This window comes from Pseudomonas sp. Marseille-Q0931, from assembly GCF_940789645.1.
Lineage (GTDB): Bacteria > Pseudomonadota > Gammaproteobacteria > Pseudomonadales > Pseudomonadaceae > Aquipseudomonas.
The window spans coordinates 220,117-242,991 of record NZ_CALNWT010000007.1; the positions used below are offsets into that span (position 1 = coordinate 220,117).

The 22,875-nt window shown below is 63.3% G+C and carries 15 protein-coding genes; 12 read left to right on the forward strand and 3 right to left on the reverse strand.

The window, feature by feature from the left end:
- Nucleotides 1-88 precede the first annotated feature (88 nt).
- The 3 genes from P3C50_RS13565 (at nt 89) to P3C50_RS13575 (ending at nt 5,388) form a co-directional block, all read left to right on the forward strand.
- Nucleotides 89-1,060 (forward strand): TAXI family TRAP transporter solute-binding subunit, encoded by a 972-nt coding sequence (locus P3C50_RS13565; protein WP_275546402.1) that lies wholly within the window; start codon nt 89-91, stop codon nt 1,058-1,060.
- 145 nt (nt 1,061-1,205) lie between these two features.
- Nucleotides 1,206-3,764: a TRAP transporter permease gene (locus tag P3C50_RS13570; RefSeq protein ID WP_275546403.1), complete on the forward strand. Its 2,559-nt coding sequence runs from the start codon at nt 1,206-1,208 to the stop codon at nt 3,762-3,764.
- A 115-nt stretch (nt 3,765-3,879) separates the two neighbouring features.
- Nucleotides 3,880-5,388 carry an NCS2 family permease gene (locus P3C50_RS13575; RefSeq protein WP_275546404.1) on the forward strand — a complete coding sequence of 503 codons (1,509 nt, stop codon included), beginning with the start codon at nt 3,880-3,882 and terminating at the stop codon, nt 5,386-5,388.
- A 1-nt stretch (nt 5,389) separates the two neighbouring features.
- On the opposite strand, the gene P3C50_RS13580 is transcribed toward P3C50_RS13575, so the two are convergent.
- Both P3C50_RS13580 and P3C50_RS13585 read right to left on the reverse strand, forming a co-directional pair.
- On the reverse strand, nt 5,390-7,030 hold the full coding sequence (locus P3C50_RS13580; RefSeq protein ID WP_275546405.1) for a Na/Pi cotransporter family protein: 1,641 nt from the start codon (nt 7,028-7,030) through the stop codon (nt 5,390-5,392).
- An 87-nt stretch (nt 7,031-7,117) separates the two neighbouring features.
- Entirely contained in the window at nt 7,118-8,248 is a 1,131-nt protein-coding gene (locus P3C50_RS13585) for a PilT/PilU family type 4a pilus ATPase (protein ID WP_275546406.1), read from the reverse strand.
- A gap of 214 nt (nt 8,249-8,462) precedes the next feature.
- Between P3C50_RS13585 and P3C50_RS13590 the strand changes: the two genes are divergently transcribed.
- Nucleotides 8,463-9,176 carry a substrate-binding periplasmic protein gene (locus P3C50_RS13590; protein WP_275546407.1) on the forward strand — a complete coding sequence of 238 codons (714 nt, stop codon included), beginning with the start codon at nt 8,463-8,465 and terminating at the stop codon, nt 9,174-9,176.
- A 15-nt stretch (nt 9,177-9,191) separates the two neighbouring features.
- Here P3C50_RS13590 and P3C50_RS13595 read toward each other — a convergent pair whose 3' ends face one another.
- A complete protein-coding gene (locus P3C50_RS13595) occupies nt 9,192-10,058 on the reverse strand; it encodes an AEC family transporter (RefSeq protein ID WP_275546432.1) in 867 nt (288 codons plus the stop codon).
- A gap of 107 nt (nt 10,059-10,165) precedes the next feature.
- Here P3C50_RS13595 and P3C50_RS13600 point away from each other — a divergent pair, with 107 nt between their 5' ends.
- The 8 genes from P3C50_RS13600 (at nt 10,166) to P3C50_RS13635 (ending at nt 22,854) form a co-directional block, all read left to right on the forward strand.
- Nucleotides 10,166-10,570, forward strand: a complete 405-nt coding sequence (locus P3C50_RS13600) for a GFA family protein (protein WP_275546408.1) — start codon at nt 10,166-10,168, stop codon at nt 10,568-10,570.
- A 236-nt stretch (nt 10,571-10,806) separates the two neighbouring features.
- Complete coding sequence (locus tag P3C50_RS13605; protein ID WP_075750787.1) at nt 10,807-12,147, forward strand: SrfA family protein; 1,341 nt, start codon at nt 10,807-10,809, stop codon at nt 12,145-12,147.
- A 69-nt stretch (nt 12,148-12,216) separates the two neighbouring features.
- Nucleotides 12,217-15,198, forward strand: a complete 2,982-nt coding sequence (locus P3C50_RS13610) for a virulence factor SrfB (RefSeq protein ID WP_075750786.1) — start codon at nt 12,217-12,219, stop codon at nt 15,196-15,198.
- Entirely contained in the window at nt 15,195-17,909 is a 2,715-nt protein-coding gene (locus tag P3C50_RS13615; RefSeq protein ID WP_257598160.1) for a putative virulence factor, read from the forward strand. The genes P3C50_RS13610 and P3C50_RS13615 overlap by 4 nt, the downstream gene beginning before the upstream one ends.
- A 3-nt stretch (nt 17,910-17,912) precedes the next feature.
- Nucleotides 17,913-18,932, forward strand: coding sequence for a hypothetical protein (locus P3C50_RS13620; protein WP_004425302.1), 1,020 nt, complete (start codon nt 17,913-17,915; stop codon nt 18,930-18,932).
- A complete protein-coding gene (locus P3C50_RS13625) occupies nt 18,929-20,917 on the forward strand; it encodes a vWA domain-containing protein (RefSeq protein WP_112211100.1) in 1,989 nt (662 codons plus the stop codon). The genes P3C50_RS13620 and P3C50_RS13625 overlap by 4 nt, the downstream gene beginning before the upstream one ends.
- A gap of 10 nt (nt 20,918-20,927) precedes the next feature.
- Nucleotides 20,928-21,641, forward strand: a complete 714-nt coding sequence (locus P3C50_RS13630) for an ABC transporter ATP-binding protein (protein WP_075750776.1) — start codon at nt 20,928-20,930, stop codon at nt 21,639-21,641.
- Nucleotides 21,628-22,854 (forward strand): ABC transporter permease, encoded by a 1,227-nt coding sequence (locus P3C50_RS13635; RefSeq protein ID WP_039965414.1) that lies wholly within the window; start codon nt 21,628-21,630, stop codon nt 22,852-22,854. The genes P3C50_RS13630 and P3C50_RS13635 overlap by 14 nt, the downstream gene beginning before the upstream one ends.
- Nucleotides 22,855-22,875 lie beyond the last annotated feature (21 nt).

Here is a 22,875-nt window from a genome sequence, read left to right on the forward strand (position 1 = left end):
ATAATCGGCGCAAGCGGTTAGACTTCCCTCCCGGACGTCGCTCACAAGGCGCGCTCGCTCAAAAACAACAGAAAAAAGGAGATTTCCCATGAAAGGCAAATCCTTGGCATGGGTCCTGTCCGCCGCGCTCGCGGGCACTGCCCTGAGTGGCATGGCACAGGCTGAAGAGAAGTTCGTCACCATCGGCACCGGCGGCCAGACAGGCGTTTATTACGTGGCCGGTCAGTCCATCTGCCGCTTCCTCAACCGTGGCTCGGCCGAGCACGGCATCAAGTGCAACGCCCCGGCCAGTGGCGGCGGCGTAGCCAACGTCAACGGCATCCGCAGTGGCGAATTCAACTTCGGCATCATGCAGTCCGACCACCAGTTCAAAGCCCTCAACGGTGCTGCGCCGTTCGAAGCCGAAGGTGCGATGAGCGACATCCGTGCGGTGTTCTCGCTGCAGAGCGAAGTATTCACCGTTCTCGCCCGTCGTAGCGCCAACATCAAGAGCTTCGATGACCTCAAGGGCAAGCGCGTCAACGTCGGCAACCCGGGTTCCGGTCAGCGTGACACCCTGGAAGAAATCCTCGCCGTCAAAGGCTGGGATCGTTCCGCCTTCGCCCTGGCTGCCGAGCTGAAGCCGGCCGAGCAGGCCAGCGCACTGGGCGACAACAACATCGACGCCATGACCTACTTCGTCGGTCATCCCAATGGCGCGATCCAGGAAGCCACCACCACCACCGACGCCGTGCTGGTTCCGGTGACCGGCGCCGAGATCGACAAGCTGCTGGCCGAGAAGACCTACTACACCAAGGCCGACATCCCGGGTGGTCTGTACAAGGGCAACGATCAGCCGACTCCGTCCATCGGCGGCAAGGCCGTGCTGTCCACCAGCGCCAAGGCTGACCCGGAAGTGGTCTACCAGCTGGTCAAGTCGGTGTTCGACAACATCGATCGCTTCAAGCGTCTGCACCCGGCCTTCGCTGACCTGAAGGAAGAGGACATGATCAAGGTCGGCCTGACTGCTCCGCTGCACGAGGGCGCCGAGCGTTACTACAAAGAGCGCGGCTGGCTGTAAGCCCCGGTCCTGGCGGCCGAACCGCCGGGATCTTTGACAATGCGCACTGAGCGCGTTGTCTGATTCGCGACTAGTGTCAAGCAAACCCGTAGGCCCAGGCCTGCGGGTTTTGCCGTTTTCGATTACTCAAATGCAGGTTCGCCCCATGCATGACAAGCAACTTTCCACCGAGGAACTGATCGCCCAGGATGTCGGTGCGCGTTCGCCCGCAGGCCTGATGGCCAAGGTGATCGCCGGCCTTGCCCTGCTCTGGTCGCTGTTCCAGTTGTGGATCGCTTCACCGCTGCCGTTCATTTTCGGCTTCGGTGTGCTCAACGATACCCAGACCCGCGCCATTCACCTGGCTTTCGCCTTGCTGCTGGCCTTTCTTGCCTACCCGGCGTTCAAGAAGTCGCCGCGTGATCGCGTACCGCTACTGGATATCGCCCTCGGCCTGGTCGCCGCAGCCAGTGCCGCCTACCTGTTCATCTTCTACCAGCAGCTGGCGATGCGCCCCGGCAGCCTGACCACGGCCGACCTGGTCACGGCCTGCCTTGGCATACCCCTGCTGCTGGAGGCCACGCGCCGAGCGCTCGGCCCACCCCTGGCGATCATCGCCCTGGTCTTTCTCATCTACAGCCTGGCTGGCCCCTACATGCCCGGCCTGCTGGCGCACCGTGGGGTCAGCTTCAACGCGTTGGCCAACCACCAGTGGATCACCACTGAAGGCGTGTTCGGGATCGCCCTGGGCGTGTCCACCAGCTTCGTGTTCCTCTTCGTTTTGTTCGGCGCATTGCTCGAACGTGCCGGCGCCGGGCATTACTTCATCCAGCTGGCGTTCAGCCTGCTCGGTCACTTCCGTGGCGGCCCGGCCAAGGCGGCTGTGCTGGCCTCCGGCCTGACCGGGATGATTTCCGGCTCGTCGATCGCCAACGTGGTCACCACCGGTACCTTCACCATTCCGATGATGAAGCGCACCGGTTTCTCCTCGGAGAAGGCCGGCGCGGTCGAGGTGGCGTCTTCGGTCAACGGTCAGATCATGCCGCCGGTGATGGGCGCTGCGGCCTTCCTGATGGTCGAATACATCGGCATGTCCTATGTCGAGATCATCAAGCATGCCTTCCTGCCGGCCGCGATTTCCTACATCGCGCTGCTCTACATCGTTCATCTGGAATCGCTCAAGCTCGGCCTGCAGCCCATCGGCGGCCACCAGCCCAAGCCCTGGCTGCGCCGTCTGACCGGCTTCGCCTTCGGCGCGGCGCTGATCAGCGGTCTGTCGCTGGCGGTCTACTATGGCCTCGGCTGGCTCAAGCCGGCGCTCGGTGAGTACGCCCTGCCGGTGATCGGCGTGCTGCTCGCACTGGTGTACCTGGCGCTGCTGAAAGTCGCGGCCAGCGTACCGGTACTGCCGCCGGAAGACCCCAATGCGCCGCTGGAAGAGCTGCCGCAGACCCGCGCGGTACTGCTCTCGGGCCTGCACTTCCTGCTGCCGGTAGTGGTACTGGTCTGGTGCCTGATGATCGAGCGTCTGTCCCCCGGCCTGTCGGCCTTCTGGGGCAGCGTGATGCTGATCATCATCCTGCTCACCCAGCGTCCGCTGCTGAGCTGGATGCGCCGTGATGGCAGCCATGAGCATGGCACCTTCATCGATGGTGTGGTCGATCTGCGCGAAGGCCTGATCGCCGGTGCGCGCAATATGATCGGTATCGGCATCGCCACTGCGGCAGCCGGGGTCATCGTCGGCGCGGTATCGCAAACCGGCGTCGGCCTGGTGCTGGCCGATCTGGTCGAGCTGCTGTCGATGGGCAATCTGCTGCTGATGTTGATGCTGGTGGCGGTGTTCAGTCTGATCCTCGGCATGGGCCTGCCGACCACCGCCAACTACATCGTGGTGTCCAGCCTGCTGGCGCCGGTGGTGGTGGCGCTGGGGCAGCAGAATGGTCTGATCGTGCCGCTGATCGCGGTGCACCTGTTCGTCTTCTACTTCGGCATCATGGCCGACGTGACGCCGCCGGTGGGGCTGGCCTCGTTCGCGGCGGCGGCGGTGTCCAAGGGCGACCCGATCAAGACCGGCCTGGTGGCGTTCTTCTACAGCCTGCGCACCGCCGCGCTGCCGTTCCTGTTCATCTTCAACACCGACCTGCTGCTGATCGACGTGGACTTCTGGCATGGCGTGATCATCTTCATCGTGGCGACCATCGCCATGCTGATCTTCGCCGCCGGTACCCAGGGCTACTTCCTGGTGCGCAGCCGCTTGTACGAAAGCGCGCTGTTGTTGCTGGTGGCCTTCACCCTGTTCCGCCCGGGTTTCTGGATGGACATGCTGCACGACCCCTACCAGGAGGTGCCGCCGGCGGAGCTGGCGCAGGCGCTCGATGGCGTGGAGGACGGCAGTTCGCTGCGCCTGCAGGTGCTCGGGGAAAATGCCGTGGGCGATCCGCGTGAGTTCACCGTGCTGCTGCCGGTGCCCGATGGCGCTTCGGGCCAGGAGCGTCTGGAGAAGCTCGGCCTGAATCTCTATGAGGAGGGCGACAAGGTACTGGTGGACAGCGTCACCTTCGGCAGCATGGCCGCCGATGCCGGGCTGGAGTTCGACCAGCAGATTCTCAGCGTGCGGGCACCGACCGACCGCTGGATGAAGGAGCTGATGTGGATTCCGGGCTTTTTGCTGTTCGGCTTGATCGTGCTGCTGCAGCGCCGTCGTCTGGTTGCGCAGCGCGCATGACGCCGGCTGGCAACTGACAACAAGGCAGCTTCGGCTGCCTTGTTCGTTTATGCCCTGGCGGCAGATTGCTAGACTCGCCGGCCTGACCGTTCAGACAACAAGGACTCAGCCCGTCATGTCGACGCCGCGCGTGCATTACCCCTGGTACAAGAAGGAAGACACCGATGCCTTCTTCGCCCTGTTCCAGAACAACATCGCCAACTTCGTGATCATTGCCATCAGCATGCTGGGCATGGGCTTCCCTGCCGAGATCGTGTTCGGTCAGGTGTTGCCTGGGGCTGCGGTGGCGGTGATGGCCGGCAACTTCTACTACGCCTGGAGTGCCGCGCGTCTGGCTCGCCGCGAGAACCGCGCCGACGTCACTGCACTGTCCTACGGCATCAGCACACCGGTGATGTTCGTCTTCCTGTTCGGCGTGCTGCTGCCGGCGAAGAACCTCACCGGCGACGCCGAGCTGGCCTGGAAGGTGGCGGTGGCTGCCTGTTTCATCAGTGGTCTGATCGAGGCGGCCATCAGCCTGATAGGCGGCTGGGTGCAGCGCCACCTGCCGCGTGCGGCGATGCTCGGTGCGGTGGCCGGCGTGGCACTGACCTTCATCGCTGGCGAGATGCTGTTCAAGACCCTGGAAATCCCGGTGATCGGTCTGCTGGTGCTGGCCATCACCATCGTCGGTCTGGTGGCGCGGGTGAGCATGCCGTTCCGTTTGCCGGCCTCGCTGTTCGCCATCGTCGTCGGGACGGCGCTGGCCTATCTGATCGGCGCAGCTGACGGCAGCAAGTTCAGCGATGCCTTCACCCACCTCGGTTTCTACCCGCTGTTGCCCAATCTGGCCTGGTACGAAGGCCTGGGCCTGCTGTTCACCACCATGCTGGCGCTGATGACGGTAATCCTGCCGATCACCCTCTACAACGCCATCGAGACCATGAACAACGTCGAAGCCATGAGCGCTGCCGGCGATAGCTACAGCGTGCGCGAGTGCCAGGCCGTGGATGGCCTCGGCACCTCGCTCGGTGCGCTGTTCGGCGGCGTGTTCCCGACCACCGTGTACATCGCCACCGTGGGTTCGAAGTGGATGGGCGCCGGGCGCGGTTACAGCCTGCTCAACGGCGCGGTGTATGGCCTGGCGACCATGTTCGGCCTGATCGCCTTCATTGCCGCGCTGATCCCGGTGGCGGTGGTGGCGCCGATTCTGGTGTTCGTCGGCATGTCGATGATCGCCACCGCCTTCAACAGCAACCATGCCCGTTACTACCCGGCCGTGGCGCTGGCGATGCTGCCGTATTTCGCCAACTACCTGGCGACTCGTTTCAATCGCGGCGCACCGGAGGTGGTCGAGGGCATTTCCAGCGCCATCGGTGCGCTGGGGCAGGGCGCCATGTTCAGCGCCATCCTGCTCGGCGCCATGTGCGTGGCGGTGATCGATCGTCAGTTCCGCCAGGCCACCGTCTTCGCGCTGGTGGCGGCCGGCATGGCCTTCGTCGGCCTGATGCACGCACCGAAGCTGGCCTGGTACGCCGCGCCGGACTTCGTTCATGGCTATCTGCTGATGGCGCTGTTCTTCGCCTGGTACGCCTGGCGCGGGGTGGAGCCGAGCGCGCCGGAGCGAGCGGCCGGCGCCGACTGAGTCACTCGCCGCCCTCAAGCCTGAGGGCGCCGGTTTCGCCGCCTTCGAGCACCACGTAGGCGCTGGAGCAGAACAGCGAGTTGAGCCGCTTCATGTCGGCGATCAGCTCCAGGTGCAGGGAGCTGGTCTCGATGCTCTGCACGACTTGACGCTGCAGGCGGCCGATATGCGCATGGGCCAGGCGCCGCTCCTGCGCCCGGAAGCGGCGCTTCTCGCGCAGCAGCTGGCTGGCGCTGGCGTGATCGGCGCTGAGAAACACGTTCAGCCCCAAGCGCAGGTTGGCCATCAATTGCCCGTGCAGGCTGGTGAGTTCCTCCAGGCCCTTTTCGGAGAAGGCCCGGCGCTGCGCGGTCTTCTCGTTCTGGATCTTGCCGAGCATGCGTTCGATCAGATCGCCGGCCTGCTCCAGGTTCACCGCCAGTTCGAGAATTTCCGCCCAGCGCCGATTTTCCTGCTCGCTCAGTGCCTCGCGCGGAATCTGAGCGAGGTACAGCTTGACCGCCCGGCACAGGCTGGCGACATCGTCATTGAGACTGCGCAGCTCCTTGGTCAGCGCCGGTTCGTTGTGCTCAAGCACAGGCGCCAGATGACTGAGCATGCGCTCGACGCGGTCGCCGGCACGCAGGGTTTCACGCACGGCGTTGGCCAGCGCCAGGCTTGGCGTGGCCAACGCCGTTGGGTCCAGATGCCGCGGGCGAGCGATGCCGCTGTCGTCGGTCCGGTCCGGCAGCAGCCAGTTGCAGAAGCGCGCCATCAGTCCGACGCTGGGCAACATCAGCACGGCGCGCAGGCTGTTGTAGAGCAGGTGGAAGAAGATCACCAGTTCCGCCGCGCGCCAGTTCAGGCTGTCCAGCCATTCGGCCAACGGCTGCAGCACAGGAAGCACCAGCAACAGGCCGATCAGCTTGTAGATCAGGCTGCCCAACGCCACGCGGCGCCCGGCGGGGTTCTGCAGGCTGCTGGTGAGAAAGGCCAGCAGGCCGCTGCCGATGTTGGCGCCGATCACCAGGCCGATGGCCACCGGCAGGCTGATCAGCCCGGCACCGGCCAGGGTCGCGGTGAGCAGCACCGCCGCCAGGCTGGAGTAGGTGAGCAGGGCGAACAGCGCGCCGACCAGCGCGTCGAGCAGCAGGTCGCCGGTCAGTGAGGCGAACAGCACGCGGATGCCGCGCGCTTCGGTGATCGGCGTGGCGGCGGCGACGATCAGCTCCAGCGCCAGCAGCATCAGCCCCAGGCCGATAGCGACGCGGCCAAGCTGGCCGGCGCGGGTCTGCCGCCGCGAGAGAAAGAAGATCACCCCGAGAAAGATCAGCAGCGGGCTGAGCCAGCTGAGGTTGAGCGTCAGCACACGCGCCATCAGCGCGGTGCCGACGTCGGCGCCGAGCATGATCGCCAGGCCCGGCGCCAGCGCCATCAAGCCCTGGGCAACGAAGGAGGTCACCAGCAGCGCGGTGGCGTTGCTGCTCTGCACCAAGGCCGTGACGCCGATGCCGGCGACGAATGCCAGCGGCCGGCGACCGATGTTGTGGCTGAGTACCTTGCGCAGTTGTGAACCGAACACGCGCAGGATACCGGTGCGTACGATGTGGGTGCCCCAAACCAGCAGGGCAATGGCTGACAGCAAATGCAGCAGGGTCAGCATAAATCGGCCCCCTGTAAGACGGCCGATTAGAGGTTATGGTTTCGGCCTGTATAGATGAGCATTGGCCGAAATCGCTGATAAAGCCAGTCAACCGTCGCGCAGTACCTTGAGTTCGGCGTCGTCGGCGGAGAAACCGCGCTCGAGTTTGAACTTGAGGCTCAGGTCGGTCCGCGAGTCGGCGAACTTGAGCGCTTCGGCCAGGCTGATGCGGCCGGCTTCGAGCAGGGCGAACAGATGCTGATCGAAGGTCTGCAGGCCCTGCTCGGCGGCTCGTGCGATGGCCTCGCGCAGCTCGTCCAGTTCGTCGCGCTGGATCAGGTCGCGGATATAGGGCGTGCCCAGCATCAGCTCCACCGCCACCACGCGCTTCTGCTCGATACCGGGCACCAGACGCTGGCCGATCACCGCGAGCAGATTGTGCGCGACATCGGCCAGCACCTGCTTGCGGGCGTCGTCGGGGAAGAAGCGGGCGATACGTTCGATGGCGTGGCTGCTGCTGGTGGCATGCAGGGTGGCGACGCACAGGTGGCCGGTTTCGGCGTAGTGCAGGGCGTGCTGCATGGTGGCAGCGTCGCGGATCTCGCCGAGCATGATCACGTCCGGCGCCTCGCGCAGCACGTTGCGCAGCGCGTCATCGAAGCTGTGGGTATCGAGGCCGACTTCACGCTGGTCGATGATCGAGCGCTGATGGCTATGCAGGAATTCGATCGGATCTTCGATACAGACGATATGCCCGCTCTTGTGGCGATTGCGGAAATCCAGCATCGCCGCCAGAGTGGTGGACTTGCCCGAGCCCGCCGCGCCGGTGACCAGAATCAGCCCGCGGTCCTGCATGGCCAGCTTCTCCAGCAGCTTGGGCAGGCCGAGCGCTTCGAAGCTGGGAATCTGGCTCTTGATCAGGCGCACCACCATGGCCACTTCGCCGCGCTGGTAATAGACGTTGACCCGATAACGCCCGGCGCCCTGCAGGCTGACGGCCAGGTTCATCTCCAGGTCGCGTTCGAACTCGGCGATCTGCTTCTGCGTCATCAGTTGATAGGCCAGCTGCTGCACCTCACCGGCCTTCATGATGCGCTGGCCGACGGGCTGGCTATGCCCTTCGACCTTCATGTGCGGCGGCGCGCCGACGCTGAAGAACAGGTCCGAGCCGCCGTGCTGGTGGATCAGCTGCAGATAGGGGAAAACGTCAGGCTGATCGTTGGCGTTGGTGTCATTCATCGGCTTGCCGCATCTCGTTCGTGTTGCGACAAGAATAGACGGCGCCCTGCCCAGCCCGTTGCTTCGTATCAAGAGAACAGCATGAATTGTCGCCCTATAGCCTGGTTGCACTGGACAGCCGTGCTTGTGAGAGCAAGAGTCAATGATCGGAGCAGCAAGGCAATCGCACGCCAATGACTGGAGATTGATGGTGGGATTTGGGCGGGCGGCTCTGTTGAGCCTGCTTTTATGCGCATCGGCGCGCGCCGAGGTGCTGCACTTGGCGACCGGCGATGACTATGCGCCGTTCACCGGCAAGGCACTGGCCGGTCAGGGCATGCTAACCCAGGTGGTGCGCGCTGCGCTGGCCGAGCAGGGTATGGCGATGACGCTCGACTGGCTGCCCTGGAACCGCGGCTACCTGAAGGCCAGGCGCGGTGAGTACGACGCCACCTTTCCCTACGTTCGTTCAGCCGAGCGCGAGGCGGAGTTTCTCTACTCGGCGCCGATTTACCTGTCCGAGCAGTACCTCTTCAGCCGCGCAGGCGACGCCATCGAACTCGCTGATCTACCGGCCATGACCGGGCGCCGTCTCTGTTATCCATTGGGCTGGCAGCCGGCGGCGATGATCCAGCAACTGATCGACAAGGGGATACTGCTTCGTCATTCCCCCCTTGGGCTGCAGGAGTGTGCGCGATTGTTGCTGTTGCAGCGTGACGATCTGTTCATCGCCGATCGCCATCTGGGCAACAGCGCTCTGCGCTCGATCGGCGCTGAGCCGAGCGCATTCCATCGCTCGCAGACAGCATTTGAGCGCAATACGCTGCACTTCATCGTTTCACGTCAGCATCCGCGCGCGGCCGAGCTGATCGAGCGCTTCGACCGCGGTTTGCAAGTGCTCAAGGCGAGCGGTGACTATCAGCGGCTGATCGAGCGCTACGCCGAGTAGCGCCTTACTGGTCCGTCAGGCCAGCAACATCATGATCGCCACCAGGCTGCCCGCGGCCAGCAGCGTCTGCAGGGTGATGATGCCGGCCATCAGCTGGCTGTCGCCGCCGAGCTGGCGGGTCAGTACATAGGCGGTGGGCGCCGTGGGCAGGGCGAAGAACAGCACCAGCACCGCGCTTTCCATGGCCGGCAGCGCCAGCGCCCAGGCCACGCCCCAGGCCAGCAGCGGCATTGCCAGCAGGCGCAACAGGCTGTTCCAGGTCAGCGCCGGGATTTCTCCGCCCAGTTGCTCCGGTTTCAGCGCCGCGCCAACGCAGAGCAGGCCCAGCGGCAGGCTGGCTGCGGCGAGCAGGCTGAGCAGGCGGTCGGTGCCGCCGGGCAGGCCGATACCGGTGAGGTTGAAAAGCGCGCCGCCGAGGCAGGCGAGAATCAGCGGATTCTTGATGATCGGCAGCAGCAGGCCGCGAACGCTGACACCGCGCTCGGCGGTCAGCGACCAGACCGACAGCACGTTCACCGTCGGCACCATCAGGGCCAGCATCAGGGCGGCGAGGGTCAGGCCTTCCTGGCCGAACAGGCTGCCGACCGCAGCCAGGCCCAGGTAGGTGTTGAAGCGCAGAATGCCTTGCGTGAAGGCGCCAAAACGCCCGGCCGGCCAGCCGCGCAGGCGGCGTACCAGCAGCAGCGCCAGCCAGGCGATGCCCAGGCCGAGCAGCACGGCCAGTGCCAGGCGCGGCAGCGCCGGGTTGTTCAGCGGCGCACGGGCCAGGCTGGAGAACAGCAGCGCCGGGAACAGGATGAAGTAGTTGAGGCGCTCGGCGCCCGGCCAGAAGGCCTCGCTGGGGAACTCGCGCAGGCGCAGCCAGTAGCCGGCGACTATCATGGCGAACAGCGGCCACAAGGCCAGCAACAGGTCTATCACGGCGATCCCCGACTGTGGTGAGCGCCTATCTTGGTCAGCGGCGCGGGGCAATGCAAGGCGGAGGCGGGATGAAGGTCGAACATCAGGGCGGCTGCCAGTGCGGCGCGCTGCGTTATCGGATCGATGCGCCGCTGACGGATATCGCGCATTGCCACTGCTCGATCTGTCGGCGCAGCAGTGGCGGCATTCTCACCACCTGGGTCACGGTACCGCGCCAGGCGTTTCACTGGCTGCGCGGTACACCGAAGGCGTTCGCCTCATCGGCCAGCTGCACGCGCTATTTCTGCGCCGACTGCGGCGCGCATCTGGCGCTGTTCACCTCGCTCAGCCCGGATACGCTGGACGTGACCGTGGCTACGCTGGACGCACCTGAGCAGGCACCGGCAGATCGGCATATCTGGGTGGGCAGCCGTCTGCCCTGGCTGACGGTCGATCCGCAATTGCCGGAAGAGTGGCAAGAAGAGATAGATTAGGTAGCTCAACATAAACGCATAAGGGATCGATTCAGAGTTAATCGCAGATTGATTTTTGCGCCGAAAAGCATTCCCATGAAGCGATGTCTATGTCACATTTCGAAAAATTAAGTACAGCTAACGTTTGAATACAAAAGGCTTTTTAGCCTTGCTGACTGACGCGATCTTCCAACGTCATTTGGAATGATTGTGCCGTAATTTCTATTTTCAGATGGCCAGGGAAAGGATGACCGCACATGTCAGGCGCATTGCTCCGCACGGGTAACCTTCAGGAATTCAAGGCGCTGGGTGTCGATGGTCAGCCGGTGTACAGCGCCGCGCTGCAACTGCGCGAGGCCATTCGCCTGAAGATGGGGCGCGAAGCCTCCAGTTGCCTAGCCATTCCGCAGCCCAACGAAACCGGTGACCGCATCGATTGGTACGCGCCTGCAGAGGGCGACGTGATCCCCTGGTCGGCGGCCACGGTTGAGGAGCGCGCGAATGCCTATGCTCAGCTTGAGGTGATGCACGCCAAACTGGGTGCTACCAGCGAAAGCATGCGTGCTGACGCGCAGAACCGGGAAAAGCAGATATTCGGTCGCCTGCTGGAAAAAACCATTCACTTTCCCGACAGCGACCATGTCTACCTGGTCGATGGCAAGCCCGTCATCACCTTCTGGGGGTTCACCGATCACGCGGGAACCTATGATCACGACCCGCTGTTGTGTCTGCGTCCGCCTGTGCCCAGCGCTGCGCCAGTAGCACCGCTCGCGCCGCCCCCGCTGGCCGCCGCCGTGCCGGTTGAGGTGGTGAAGAAGTCGCGTTGGTGGCGCTGGCTGTGGCTGTTGCTCCTGCCACTGCTCCTGCTGTTGCTGTTGTTCTTGCTGCGCGCCTGTGCGCCAACGGTCGAGTTGCCACTCGGCCTCGATCGCATCGATCTGCCGGGATTGCCGGTGCATGAGCGTGATATCGGCGTGTTCGGTCGTGGTGGGTCGGTCGATGGCGCCGGGTCGGGTGCTGCTATCGATGGTCAACTGCCGGACGGACAAGAGTCTCCCGCTGCCGAGCAGGAGGAGGGCGCTGCTGCACACGACGAGCTCGATGCACCGGGCGAAGAACCGCCGCCGTCCGCGCCTGAAGATGCAGCCGCTGAGGAGCCACCAGCCGACCCGCCACAGGAGCAGCAGGAACCTCGCAAGCAACCGCCGGGTCGGGACGTACCACAAGACCTGAGCATTCCCCCGCAGGCACTGGAAACCGGCTCCACTGAGTTCCTCAACGGTAACTGGAAAGCGGGTGCCGGTATTCAGGATGCGCAGACCGGCAAGCCCATGCAACTCGACTATGACTTCAAGGATGGCAAGGGGCAGGTCAAGGTGCGACGTGGTGATGGTGTCGAGTGCTCTGGTGCGGTGAATGCCGCGATGCAGGGCGGCAAGCTGGCGATCAACAACCAGGGGCAGGCTGCCTGCAACGATGGCAGCAGCTACAAGCTGCCGGAAGTCGTGTGCAGCCCGGATAGCCGTAGCGCTGCTGACTGCACGGGTAGTTATGAGAACAAGCAATTCCCCATGTCCATGAGGCAGGGCGTCGAGTAACAGGCCCTTGAAATTCCAGGCAGTTCCAACGGCCTGCCACGACCCGAGAACAGGGCGGAAAAACGCATCATGTTTCCAGAAAAGACCGACTACGAAGATAAGATCACCCTGATCATGGGCAGCGGTGTCCAGTTCCTGGATTTCGCCGTGACCCTTGAACTGCGCCGCGAACTACCTGGCGAGTTCGTGCGCCAGCGCAACGATGGCCCGTTGGCGCGGCTGATGTTCGATGAACGCAGCAACAGCTTTTTCCATCCGGCAGCCCCGGGCAGTCCTGTGAGCCCGGCCTACAGCGTAGCGGTCGACCAGTCGGTGCGTCTGCTCAAAGGGCTCTGGCTACCCTTGCCATTCTTTCGCTTCAGCCCACCTCGGCGTTTCGACGATGGCCCGTCGAACTGGGCGCGTATGCGTATCATCGAGCTCAAGGAGGGTGAGGATCCAGATGGTCATACTCACCGGGTGACCCTGGCCTTCGATACCAAAGTATTCGCCAGCCGCAGCGATACCGCCTATCTGGCGCCGACCAGTGACGATGTGCGAGCCGGCGCGGCATTTGCCCTGGCACATCAGGCCGACGAGATGGGCTGGTTCCTCGACCTGGCCTGGGTCGATGGCTGGCTACGCGAAGTGTTCACCGAGCAGGCGCAACTGCCGCCGATACGCATGCAGTTCGATGACATCGAGCACGAGTGTCAGGAGCTCTATCACCAGGCGCACTACCTCAACTTGCTGCACCTGCTCGGTACGGCGTTGCTGGTGCCGGAGCTCAAGGTGGTGTCCAACCGCGACAGCGACCTGCACAAGGCGATTCCGGTGGACATGGTGCTCGATGTCGGCAACTCGCGCACCTGCGGCATCCTGATCGAGGATCACCCGCAGGAGAATGATGGCCTGAGCAAGCGCTATGAGCTGGAACTGCGTGACCTGACCCAGCCCGAGCACGTTTATCCAGAACCTTTCGAAAGCCGTATCGAGTTCGCTCAGGCGGTATTCGGCAAGGATCACTTTTCGGTGCAAAGTGGCCGTCGCGAGGCCTTCCAGTGGCCGACCATCGCCCGCATTGGTCGCGAGGCCGGACGTCTGGCCAGTCGCCGGCGTGGAACCGAAGGCTCGACCGGCCTGTCCAGCCCGAAGCGTTACCTGTGGGACGAGGACAACTACGAGCCGGGCTGGCGCTTCAACTGCGCCTACGTCAAATCCGAAAGCGAGCCGCACGCCACTGCTGCGCCAGTCGCCGGGTTGATCAACGAGAAAGGTCAGGCGCTCTACAGCCTGCCCTTCGACGAACGCATGCCGGTGTTCCACCCGCACTATTCGCGCAGCTCGTTGATGACCTTCATGCTCTGCGAAGTGCTCGGCCAGGCATTGATGCAGATAAACAGCCCGTCGCAGCGTCTGCGCATGAGCCATTCGCGCGTGCCGCGCCACTTGCGCTCGATCATCCTCACCGTGCCGCCGTCGATGCCCAAGCCCGAGCGCGAAATCTTCGCCAAGTGCATGGAGCAGGCCATCGGCCTGGTGTGGAAGAGCCTTGGCTGGCACCCTGAGGACGATCCGATCAACATCAAGGACGCCAAGAGCCGCGAGACCGCTTGGCCATTCCTGCCGGAAGTGCATGTGCAGTGGGACGAGGCCACCTGCGGCCAGGTCGTCTACCTGTTCAACGAAACGCAGAATAACTTCGCCGGTCGTCCGGAGGAGTTCTTTGCCACCATGGCGCGTCCGGATCAGCCGCACAAGGATCGTCTGACCATCGCTTCGATCGATATCGGTGGTGGCACCACCGACCTGGTGATCACCGAATATCGGCTCGATGATGGCGTGGGCAGCAACGTCTATATCACCCCCTCGCAGCGTTTTCGCGATGGTTTCAAGGTCGCCGGTGACGACATCCTGCTCGACGTGATCCGCCAGTTCGTCCTACCGGCATTGGGCTCGGCGCTGCGTGATGCGGGTGTCGACAACCCTGATGCGCTGCTGTCCAAGCTGATTGGCAGCGAGCCGCTGGCCGTGCAGGACGCCGTGCTGCGCCAGCAACTGACTCTGCAACTGTTCAGCCCTATCGGTCTGCGCCTGCTCAAGGCCTACGAACAATATGACCCGCTGGATGCCGGCACCCTGGTCAGAGGCACTTTCGGTGAACTGCTTGGCGACGAGCGTCCCACCGACGATGTGCTTGACTATTTCAGCAGTGCCGTACGCCGCCAACTGGGTAACGGCAGCGAGCCGTTCGACCTGCTGGCGACAACGCTCAACGTCAGTCTGCGGCGCATTCACGAGGCGTTCATCGGCGATCGCATGAACATCGGCAAGACCATTCAGGCGCTGTGCGAAGTTGTCCACAGCTACCCCTGCGATGTGCTTCTGCTCACTGGGCGTCCGTCGCGTCTGCCCGGTGTGCAGGCGCTGTTTCGCAAGCTGCTGCCGTTGCCGCCGGGACGCATCCTGCCACTCAACCAGTACCGCACCGGTGGCTGGTACCCGTTCAACAAGCTCGACCGTATCGAGGACCCGAAGACCACGGCCGCAGTCGGCGCCATGCTTTGTCTGCTCAGCCGCAGCCTGCGGCTGCCCAACTTCTTCTTCCGTTCGGCGGCGTTCAAACCCTACTCGACGTTGAAGTTCCTCGGTCTGATCGACAACAACAACGTGATCAAGGACGGTAACGTCTACTTCCGCGATATCGATCTCGACGACCCCGAGTACGAGCTGCCCGAGTTGACCTTCGATATGCGCGGCACCATGCGCCTGGGCTTCCGCCAACTGGCCAACGAACGCTGGTCTGCAGCGCCGCTGTACATCCTCAGCATCGAGAACCAGAAGCTGCGCGAGCAGGTCGCTTCCCAGGGGCTGGTGCTCAAGGTGCGCCTGGGCATCAAGCCTTCGCGCAATCCGGCTGAAGGCAGCGAGAGCTTCGAATTTCTTGGTGCCGAATCCAACAGTGGTTCGGTCAGCCGCTCGCACATTCGCCTGCGCCTCAACACCCTGTCCGACGCCGGGCTGGGTGAATCCCAATATTGGCTCGACAGCGGGAGCGTGTTTCGCAAATGAGTAACTCGCCTGAGCAACTGACCCGACACTGGGCCGCCATTCATACCGGTGCCGGCGAGGCGATCCGCTGGATCGGCGACGTGCGCCGCAGCGCGCCACGCCTGGATAACGAAGCGGACGACCTGATCCTCAGCCTGCGTCGCGTGCGCAATACCGCCCGACGCCTGGGCGGCGTTTCCGGCCTGCCGATGACCGTGGGTTTCTTCGGTCTGTCCCAGGCCGGCAAGTCGTACCTGATCTCGACCCTGGCTGCCGGTGCCAACGGCAAGCTGGAGACTGATTTCGGTGGCAGTCGTCTGGACTTCCTCACCCATGTCAATCCGCCGGGTGGAGGCAAAGAGGCCACCGGCCTGGTCACCCGTTTCAGCCGTACTGCGCGCCCCGGCCCGGACGATTTCCCGCTGGAGCTGAAGCTGTTCGGCGAAGTGGAAGTGGCCAAGGTGCTGGCCAACTCCTTTTTCAACGACTTCAACACCGAGAAGGTGTCCTATCGCTTCGACGAAGCGGCCATCCGCCAACTGCTCAAGGAACTCGGCCAGCGCCGCCAGCTCAAGCCGGTGCCCGGAGTCAGCGAGGACGACGTGGTGGCCCTGTGGGACTACCTGCAAGGCAGTTTCCCGGCGTCGCTGAGTGGTCTGGCTGGGTACTACTGGCCCGTGGCCGTGGAGCTGGCGCCCTGGCTGGCGGTGGAGGATCGCACCCGGCTGTTCTCGATCTTCTGGGGTGAGATCAACGAGTTGAGCGAGGCCTACCAGAGCTTCGCCAGAACCCTGAGCAGCTTGGGTAACGCTGATCGCGTATTCGCTCCGCTCGATGCCCTGGTGCGGCAGACCGACAAGGGCCTGTCGCAGGCCGACAGCATCATGAACGTCGACATGCTCGAGCGCTTGGGCAAGGACAGCGACAAGCGCATCGGCGTGCGCCCATTCATTGACGGCGAGCTGCGTGCGTCGGTCGAGCTGTCCCTGGCGCAACTGGCCGCACTCACCGTCGAGTTGGTGTTCCCGTTGGTTGAGCCTACTAGCGAGCCGCTGTTCGAGCAGGTCGACCTGCTCGATTTTCCCGGCTATCGCGGCCGCTTGTCGGTCGAGTCGCTGGACGACGTGCGTCGCGCGGTGAGCAGCGACGAAGCCAGCCCGGTGGCGCAACTGATCCTGCGCGGCAAGGTTGCCTATTTGTTCGAGCGCTACACCGACAGCCAGGAAATGAACGTGCTGATCGTCTGTACGCCATCGAACAAGCAGTCCGACGTCACCGCTGTCGGTCCGGTACTGACCCGCTGGATCGACAAGACCCAGGGCGCCAAGCCTGAAGAGCGTGCTCTGCGTAAGCCGGGCCTGCTGTGGGCCATCACCATGTTCGACATGCGCATTGGTAGCGACTTGGACAAGGGCGAAGACCTACTGCGCCTCGGTTGGGGTAGCGGCGGCATGATGAAGATGACCATGCTCGAACGCTTCGGCCAGTACACCTGGCTGCAGGAGTGGACGGCCGGTCAGCCCTTCGATAACACCTTCCTGGTGCGCAAACCGCGCATGAAGGTGACCTTCCTCGACGTGCAGGCTGGTGAAGAGATCGGTATCAACGCCGCTGCCCAGGATTCGTTGGGGCTGATGCGCAGTACCTTCGTCGAAGACGAAACTGTACAGCGCCACGTCAACCAGCCGCAGCAGGCCTGGGACGCGATGCTGGAGCTGAACGATGGCGGCATGGGCCGTATCAGCCAGTACCTGCGTGGCGTGGCGCTGCGCGAGGTCAAGCTGGGGCGTATTCGTGAACAGCTCGATGATGTACTGCATCTGCTGGAAAACCGGCTTGGCCACTGGTATCAGGCAGAAGGCGCCGGCGAGCTGGAGAAGAAGCGCAAGATCGCCAAGCAGATCTTCGACGCGGTCTGGCCGCGGCGCATTCTGCTGGGTGAACTGTTGCAGAGAATGCAATTGCCTGACGATCTGGTTCGGGGTCTGTACCTGCGCGCCGATGACGAAGAACCTACTGCTCTGGTGAGCGATAGTGCGAGCAGCGGTGTTGTGAGCGGGGGGGCGCTCAACCTGGGTGATGACCTGGGACACGACGATGGTTTTGATCTGTTCGGCGACAGCGAGTCGGCGCCTCGCTCGTCGAGCAATGCCTTACCGCTGCGCTCCAGCGGTAGCGATGCACGTTTCGCCCAGGCCGTACTGCGTGAGTGGATAAGCCACCTGCGCCACCTGCCTGAAGACATGCGTCTGATGACCTATCTGGGCTTCTCCAAGCCAGCGGTCGAGGCTCTGGTTGATGAGCTCATCACCGGCGCTAGTCGCCTCGACCTACAAACACGCCTGCTGCAGGCCATCGTCAGTACCGAGCAGATTGGCACCAAACGCGAGCAGCTGGCCGGACGTCAGGTGCTCACCGCGAAAACCGTGCTGGGTGATTTCATCGGCTGGCTAGGGTTCATCGAGTCACCGCTGGAGCAGCGTCCCGACAGCCGCATCGAGCGTGGCGCCAAGCTGTTCCAGGCGCCGCCGGTTATCGTCCCGGGCAAGCTGCCGCAACTGCCGGCGCAACCCTTGGAACACACGCGCAACTATGTGGGCGACTGGCTGGTGGCGCTGGCCAAGATCGCTGAAGACAACGCCGGTCACAGTGCCGGCCGAGAAATCACACCGGAGCAGAACGAGACGCTGGGCAAGGTGCTCGCCACCCTGCATGCGGATCGGACGGAATAAGTCATGTTGAGAATCGAACTGAAGGCAGCGCAGAGCGGCCAACCTGGTCATGGAGAGCTGACCGTACATGGTTGGCAGGAGGGCAGTGACGCCCTCGAACTGACCGTGCAGCGCAATCAGGATGGCCGCTACCTCGGTGAAAACGGCGAATGGGATACGAGCCCATCCTGGCATACGCTCGATGGCTTGAACCTGGTTGATGAAAAACTCAGTGGCGAGGTCGGCCCCTGGCTGATCGACCCGTTGATGCTTGATCCTCAGATGGCCTACATGCTGCAACTGCGTAACGAGGACGGCAGCGACAAGGGTGTGCTGCGCATCCTTGGCAGCATTCTGTCCTCCAAGGCAGCAGGTAACTCGACGCATGACGAGAAGAAGGTTGAGCGCAAGGCCGAGCCGGTCATCGTGCCGGTTTTGCCAGAAGTACTGCCCGAGCCGCCTGCGCCTGAGCCCGAGGTGATTTCAGTACCCGTGCCTGAGCCGGTAGTTGTCGAAGCGCCGCCTGCTCCATCACCTCAGACCCCGGTGGCAAAGAAAGGCAGCAAGCTGCCGCTGATCCTGATCACCATACTGCTCATCCTGGCCCTGGCGGTTGCGGCCTGGTGGTTCCTGCTGCGCACGCCGTCGACCGATATCGCGCCAAGCGACACGCCGGCTTCAGTGGTAGGGGCGATGGCCGCGTGCAGTTCGCAAGCCCTATCTGATGCCAGGGAGGATCTGTCTTTCATCCAGGCCTGCCTGAAGTCCAATCCGTCCAGCGAACAGGTGCTGGAGGTGATCGCCGTTGCCAAGGATGCCAAGCGCTGTGGCGTGGTGCAGCGTCTGTATGCGCACAAGGCGCAGTCGGGCGATGCCGCCATTGCCTATGCCTATGCCCGCGAGTACGACCCGGCGCATTATGCCAGCGGTGGTTGCATCGAAGCGGCTGACGCTGAGACTGCGATGTATTGGTACGAGATTGCCGTGAACAACGACCCGGACAATCAGGACGCCAGCCAGCGGCTGGAGGAGCTGAAGAAATGACCGTGCGCACCGCCCCGGGCGTCAAACTGTTGTTTGCCGGCCTGCTGCTGAGCGCAGCAGCGCCACTGATGGCGGCAGACAAACCGCTGCTGCAGGAAGGCAAGAAGACCCTCTACCAGCGCGTGCTGACCACGCCGACCTGCCAGCTTGGCGATAGCGCTGGCGCTAGTGGCGGTAAAGCGCAGCCAGCATTCACCCGCTTTTACGTGTACCAGCGTGAGCAGGCAGGCAACGCCGAGTGGCTGAAGGTCGGCCCTGACAGCTATGGCAAGACCGTCGGCTGGATTAAGGGCGACTGCGCCGTACCGTGGAAGATGCAGATGACCCTGGCCCTGACCAACCCGGCCGGCCGTGATCCGCTGCTGTTCTTCCGCAACAAGGACAGCCTCGAACAGCTCTTTGCCAAGGACGACCCGGCGCCACTGCTCAAGCCGATCCTGGCCAACATGAAGGCCAATGGCCGTGATCCGGCGGTGGCTGCCCGCGAGCCGGATTACGCGGTGGATCTGACGAAGAATTTCTACCTGTTGCCGGTGCTGGAAGCCGAGGAAACCTTCACCGAGAAGGGTTTCCAGGTGCGCCTGCTCAACGTCGCTTCGGTGAGTGCGGCGGAGTCGGCCGACAAGCAGGGCGCGGACAAGAACGCCACGGCCGATGCCAACACCCTCAAGGGGTTCAGCGCCGCCGTGGTGTTCGTCATCGACTCGACCATTTCCATGGGGCCGTACATCGACCGTACCCGTGAGGCGGTCAAGCGTATCTACGACCACGTCGAGCAGGAAAAGCTGCTGGATCAGGTCAAGTTCGGTCTAGTCGCCTACCGCTCCAGCACCAAGGAAGTGCCCAAGCTTGAATACGTCAGCAAGATGTACGTCGACCCGAGCACGGTCAAGGACGGTAAAGACTTCCTGGCCAAGGTCGCCGAGCTCAAACCGGCAACTGCGTCCAGCAGCAGTTACGACGAAGACACCTACGCCGGCGTGATGCAGGCGCTGGATCAGGTCAAGTGGAATGAGTTCGGTGCACGCTACATCGTACTGGTTACCGATGCGGGCGCAGTCGATGGTGACAGCAAGCTGTCGTCCACTGGCCTCAACGCCGAGCAGGTGCGCCTGGAGGCCAAGTACCGTGGCGTGGCGATCTACAGCCTGCACCTGAAGACCCCGAGCGGTTCGAAGAACCATGCCTCGGCCGAGGCGCAGTACACGGATTTGTCGACCAACGCTTTCCTCAATAAGCCGCTGTACTACCCGGTGGATGCCGGCAACGTCGAGAGCTTCGGCAAGATGGTCGACAGCCTTGGCGATGCCATCACTGCACAGGTCAAGGCGGCCTATCGCGGCGACATGGCGGCCGGTAGCGCGCTGGGGGCCGATGCGGAGTACGCCAAGGCGAAATCCGGCAAAGGTGGCGATACCGCCCTGGCCGAGGATGCCGAGCTGCTCGGACACGCCATGCGCCTGGCCTACCTCGGCGAAAAGACCGGTGCCAGTGCGCCGCCGGTGTTTCAGGCGTGGATCAGTGACCGTGACTTCGTGCGTCAGGATGTACCCACTACCGACGTGCGTGTGCTGATGACCAAGAGTCAGCTCAGCGACCTTAGCGATGTGGTCAAGCAGATCGCCGATGCTGCTAACGAAGGCCTGATCTCGCCCAGCGACATGTTCGAGCGCCTGCGTTCGGTGGCCGCGACCATGGGCAAGGATCCCAACCAGCTCAAGGACAAGACCATCAAGGTCGCCGACATGGGCCTGATGGCTGAATACCTTGATGGCCTGCCTTATCTCAGCGAGGTGCTCAGCCTCGACGAGGAAACCTGGAAAGGCATGGAAGGGCTTGAGCAGGAGAAATTCATTCGGCGCCTGAACACCAAGCTCAAGTACTACCAACGCTACAACGCCGATGCCGACCGCTGGGTATCCCTGGCGCCGGGCAGTGACCCACGCGAGCACGTTTACCCGGTGCCGCTGGAGGCTTTGCCTTAGGACTTGGGTCATGTTGCATATCGAGGACATGCGCATTCGCCGGGGTAGCGACTACCAGATCGTCTTGCCGCGCCTGATTCTTGGCCGTGGCGAGGTGGCGGCAATCACCGGCGCCAGCGGTTGTGGCAAGAGCACGCTGCTGGAAATGATTGGTCTGATCCTGCGTCCCGATGGGCTCGGCCAGTTCCGTCTGGGAGATGCCGATGGGCTGGATGTTGCCGCGCTGCTGCGCGATGACCGCCAGGCGCAATTGGCTGATATTCGCGCTCAGCGTTTGGGCTTCGTGTTGCAGAGTGGCGGTCTGCTGCCGTTTCTCAGTGTGCGGCAGAATATCGAGTTGCCCCGGCGCATGCTCGGTCTACCTGGCAAGAGCGAGTTGGTCGACGAGGCCATCTCTCGTCTGTGCCTGCAACCCTTGCTGGGCAAGCTGCCGGCGCAACTGTCGATCGGCGAGCGCCAGCGCGTATCTTTCGTCCGCGCGATCGCCCATGAGCCCGACCTGCTGCTGGCCGACGAGCCGACCGCAGCGCTCGATCCTCTGCAGGCGCAACGCTTGTTCGAGCTGATCATCGAAATCGTCCAGCGTTTCCAGATCGCCGCGTTGTTGGTTACCCACGACTGGGATCTGGTGCGCGATTGTGCGATCCGCAACATCGTCGGCACGCTGCAGGGTAGCGCCGTCGATGCCAGCGCCGACGGCACGGTGTTCCATGACGCGGCCTGAGACTCGCCCCCGTCTGCGTTTGCTGATCGAATTGGCAGCGCGTGACCTGTGGCACGACCGCAAGGTGTCGCTGTGCATCGTCGCCTCGCTGGTGGCGGTGATCGCGCCCCTGCTGCTGTTGTTTGGCCTCAAGCATGGCGTGGTCTCGCAGCTCAATGATGAGCTGCTCAGCGACCCGCGCAACCTCGAAGTGCGCATGCTCGGCAACTATGACTTGGCCGGCGGCTGGTTCGAGCGTTTGCGTGCCCAGCCCGGCGTAGGCTTCGTCATCCCGCTGACCCGTTCGCTGAACACCCAGGCCGACCTGCAGCGCGACAGTCAGCATTTTGTCGCTAATGCCGAAGTCATCCCGACAGCCAGTGGCGATCCGTTGATCGCCGCTTTGCCGTCGCCCGCGACGTTGGAGCAGGTACTGCTCAGCGCCAGTGCGGCGAGCCGACTCGGCGTGCAGGTCGGCGATACGTTGCGTCTGCTGGTGCTGCGCAAGCTCGATGGCAGTAACGAGCGTGGCGAACTGACGGTGACCGTGGGTGGGGTGCTGGAGAACAGCGCCTTTACCCGGCCGGCGGTGCTGGTGCACCTTGATCTGCTGGTGGCGATGGAAAATTTTCGCGATGGTTATGCCGTGCCGATGTTCGGCTTCCTCACCGGCGAGGTGGCGCCGGTGCGCGAGCGCTATGCCCGTGCGCGCATCTACGCCCGGGGCCTGGATGATGTGGCCAGCATTGCCAGTTGGCTTGATGGCGAGCGCATAGAGAGCAGCACGCGGGCGCGTGAGATCGAGTCGGTCAAGGCCATCAGCCATGTGCTCGGCCTGATTTTCGCGGTGATCGCCTGGACCGCGGTGATCGGTTGCGTGGCCTCGCTGGCCGGGGCCTTTCTCGCCAATATCGACCGCAAGCGCAAGGATCTGGCGCTGTTGCGTCTGCTTGGTTTTCAGCGTTCGGCTGCTGGCGCCTACGTGATGGTTCAGGCGGCGCTGCTCACCTGTTTGGCTTTTGCTTTGGGCTACGCTGCCTACCTGGTCGGCAGCCATGTATTCAATACGGCGCTGGGCGCCAACCTGGCCGACGACGGCTTCGTCTGCAAGTTGGAAAACATTCATATTTTGCTGGCCTTCGCCAGTGCATTGCTGATCGCCATCGTCGTGGCGGCTGTAGGAGGGTTTCGTGCGATCCATATTCAACCGGCTGAAAGCCTGCGTGACCTCTGAGCAGGCCTTGCTGGCAGCGGC

Bases quoted from the DNA above. Each gene is read 5' to 3' on its own strand.
- P3C50_RS13565 (WP_275546402.1), top strand. From the start codon at position 89: ATGAAAGGCAAATCCTTGGCATGGGTCCTGTCCGCCGCGCTCGCGGGC.
- P3C50_RS13570 (WP_275546403.1), top strand. From the start codon at position 1,206: ATGCATGACAAGCAACTTTCCACCGAGGAACTGATCGCCCAGGATGTC.
- P3C50_RS13575 (WP_275546404.1), top strand. From the start codon at position 3,880: ATGTCGACGCCGCGCGTGCATTACCCCTGGTACAAGAAGGAAGACACC.
- P3C50_RS13580 (WP_275546405.1), bottom strand. From the start codon at position 7,030: ATGCTGACCCTGCTGCATTTGCTGTCAGCCATTGCCCTGCTGGTTTGG.
- P3C50_RS13585 (WP_275546406.1), bottom strand. From the start codon at position 8,248: ATGAATGACACCAACGCCAACGATCAGCCTGACGTTTTCCCCTATCTG.
- P3C50_RS13595 (WP_275546432.1), bottom strand. From the start codon at position 10,058: ATGATAGTCGCCGGCTACTGGCTGCGCCTGCGCGAGTTCCCCAGCGAG.
- P3C50_RS13600 (WP_275546408.1), top strand. From the start codon at position 10,166: ATGAAGGTCGAACATCAGGGCGGCTGCCAGTGCGGCGCGCTGCGTTAT.
- P3C50_RS13605 (WP_075750787.1), top strand. From the start codon at position 10,807: ATGTCAGGCGCATTGCTCCGCACGGGTAACCTTCAGGAATTCAAGGCG.
- P3C50_RS13610 (WP_075750786.1), top strand. From the start codon at position 12,217: ATGTTTCCAGAAAAGACCGACTACGAAGATAAGATCACCCTGATCATG.
- P3C50_RS13615 (WP_257598160.1), top strand. From the start codon at position 15,195: ATGAGTAACTCGCCTGAGCAACTGACCCGACACTGGGCCGCCATTCAT.
- P3C50_RS13620 (WP_004425302.1), top strand. From the start codon at position 17,913: ATGTTGAGAATCGAACTGAAGGCAGCGCAGAGCGGCCAACCTGGTCAT.
- P3C50_RS13625 (WP_112211100.1), top strand. From the start codon at position 18,929: ATGACCGTGCGCACCGCCCCGGGCGTCAAACTGTTGTTTGCCGGCCTG.
- P3C50_RS13630 (WP_075750776.1), top strand. From the start codon at position 20,928: ATGTTGCATATCGAGGACATGCGCATTCGCCGGGGTAGCGACTACCAG.
- P3C50_RS13635 (WP_039965414.1), top strand. From the start codon at position 21,628: ATGACGCGGCCTGAGACTCGCCCCCGTCTGCGTTTGCTGATCGAATTG.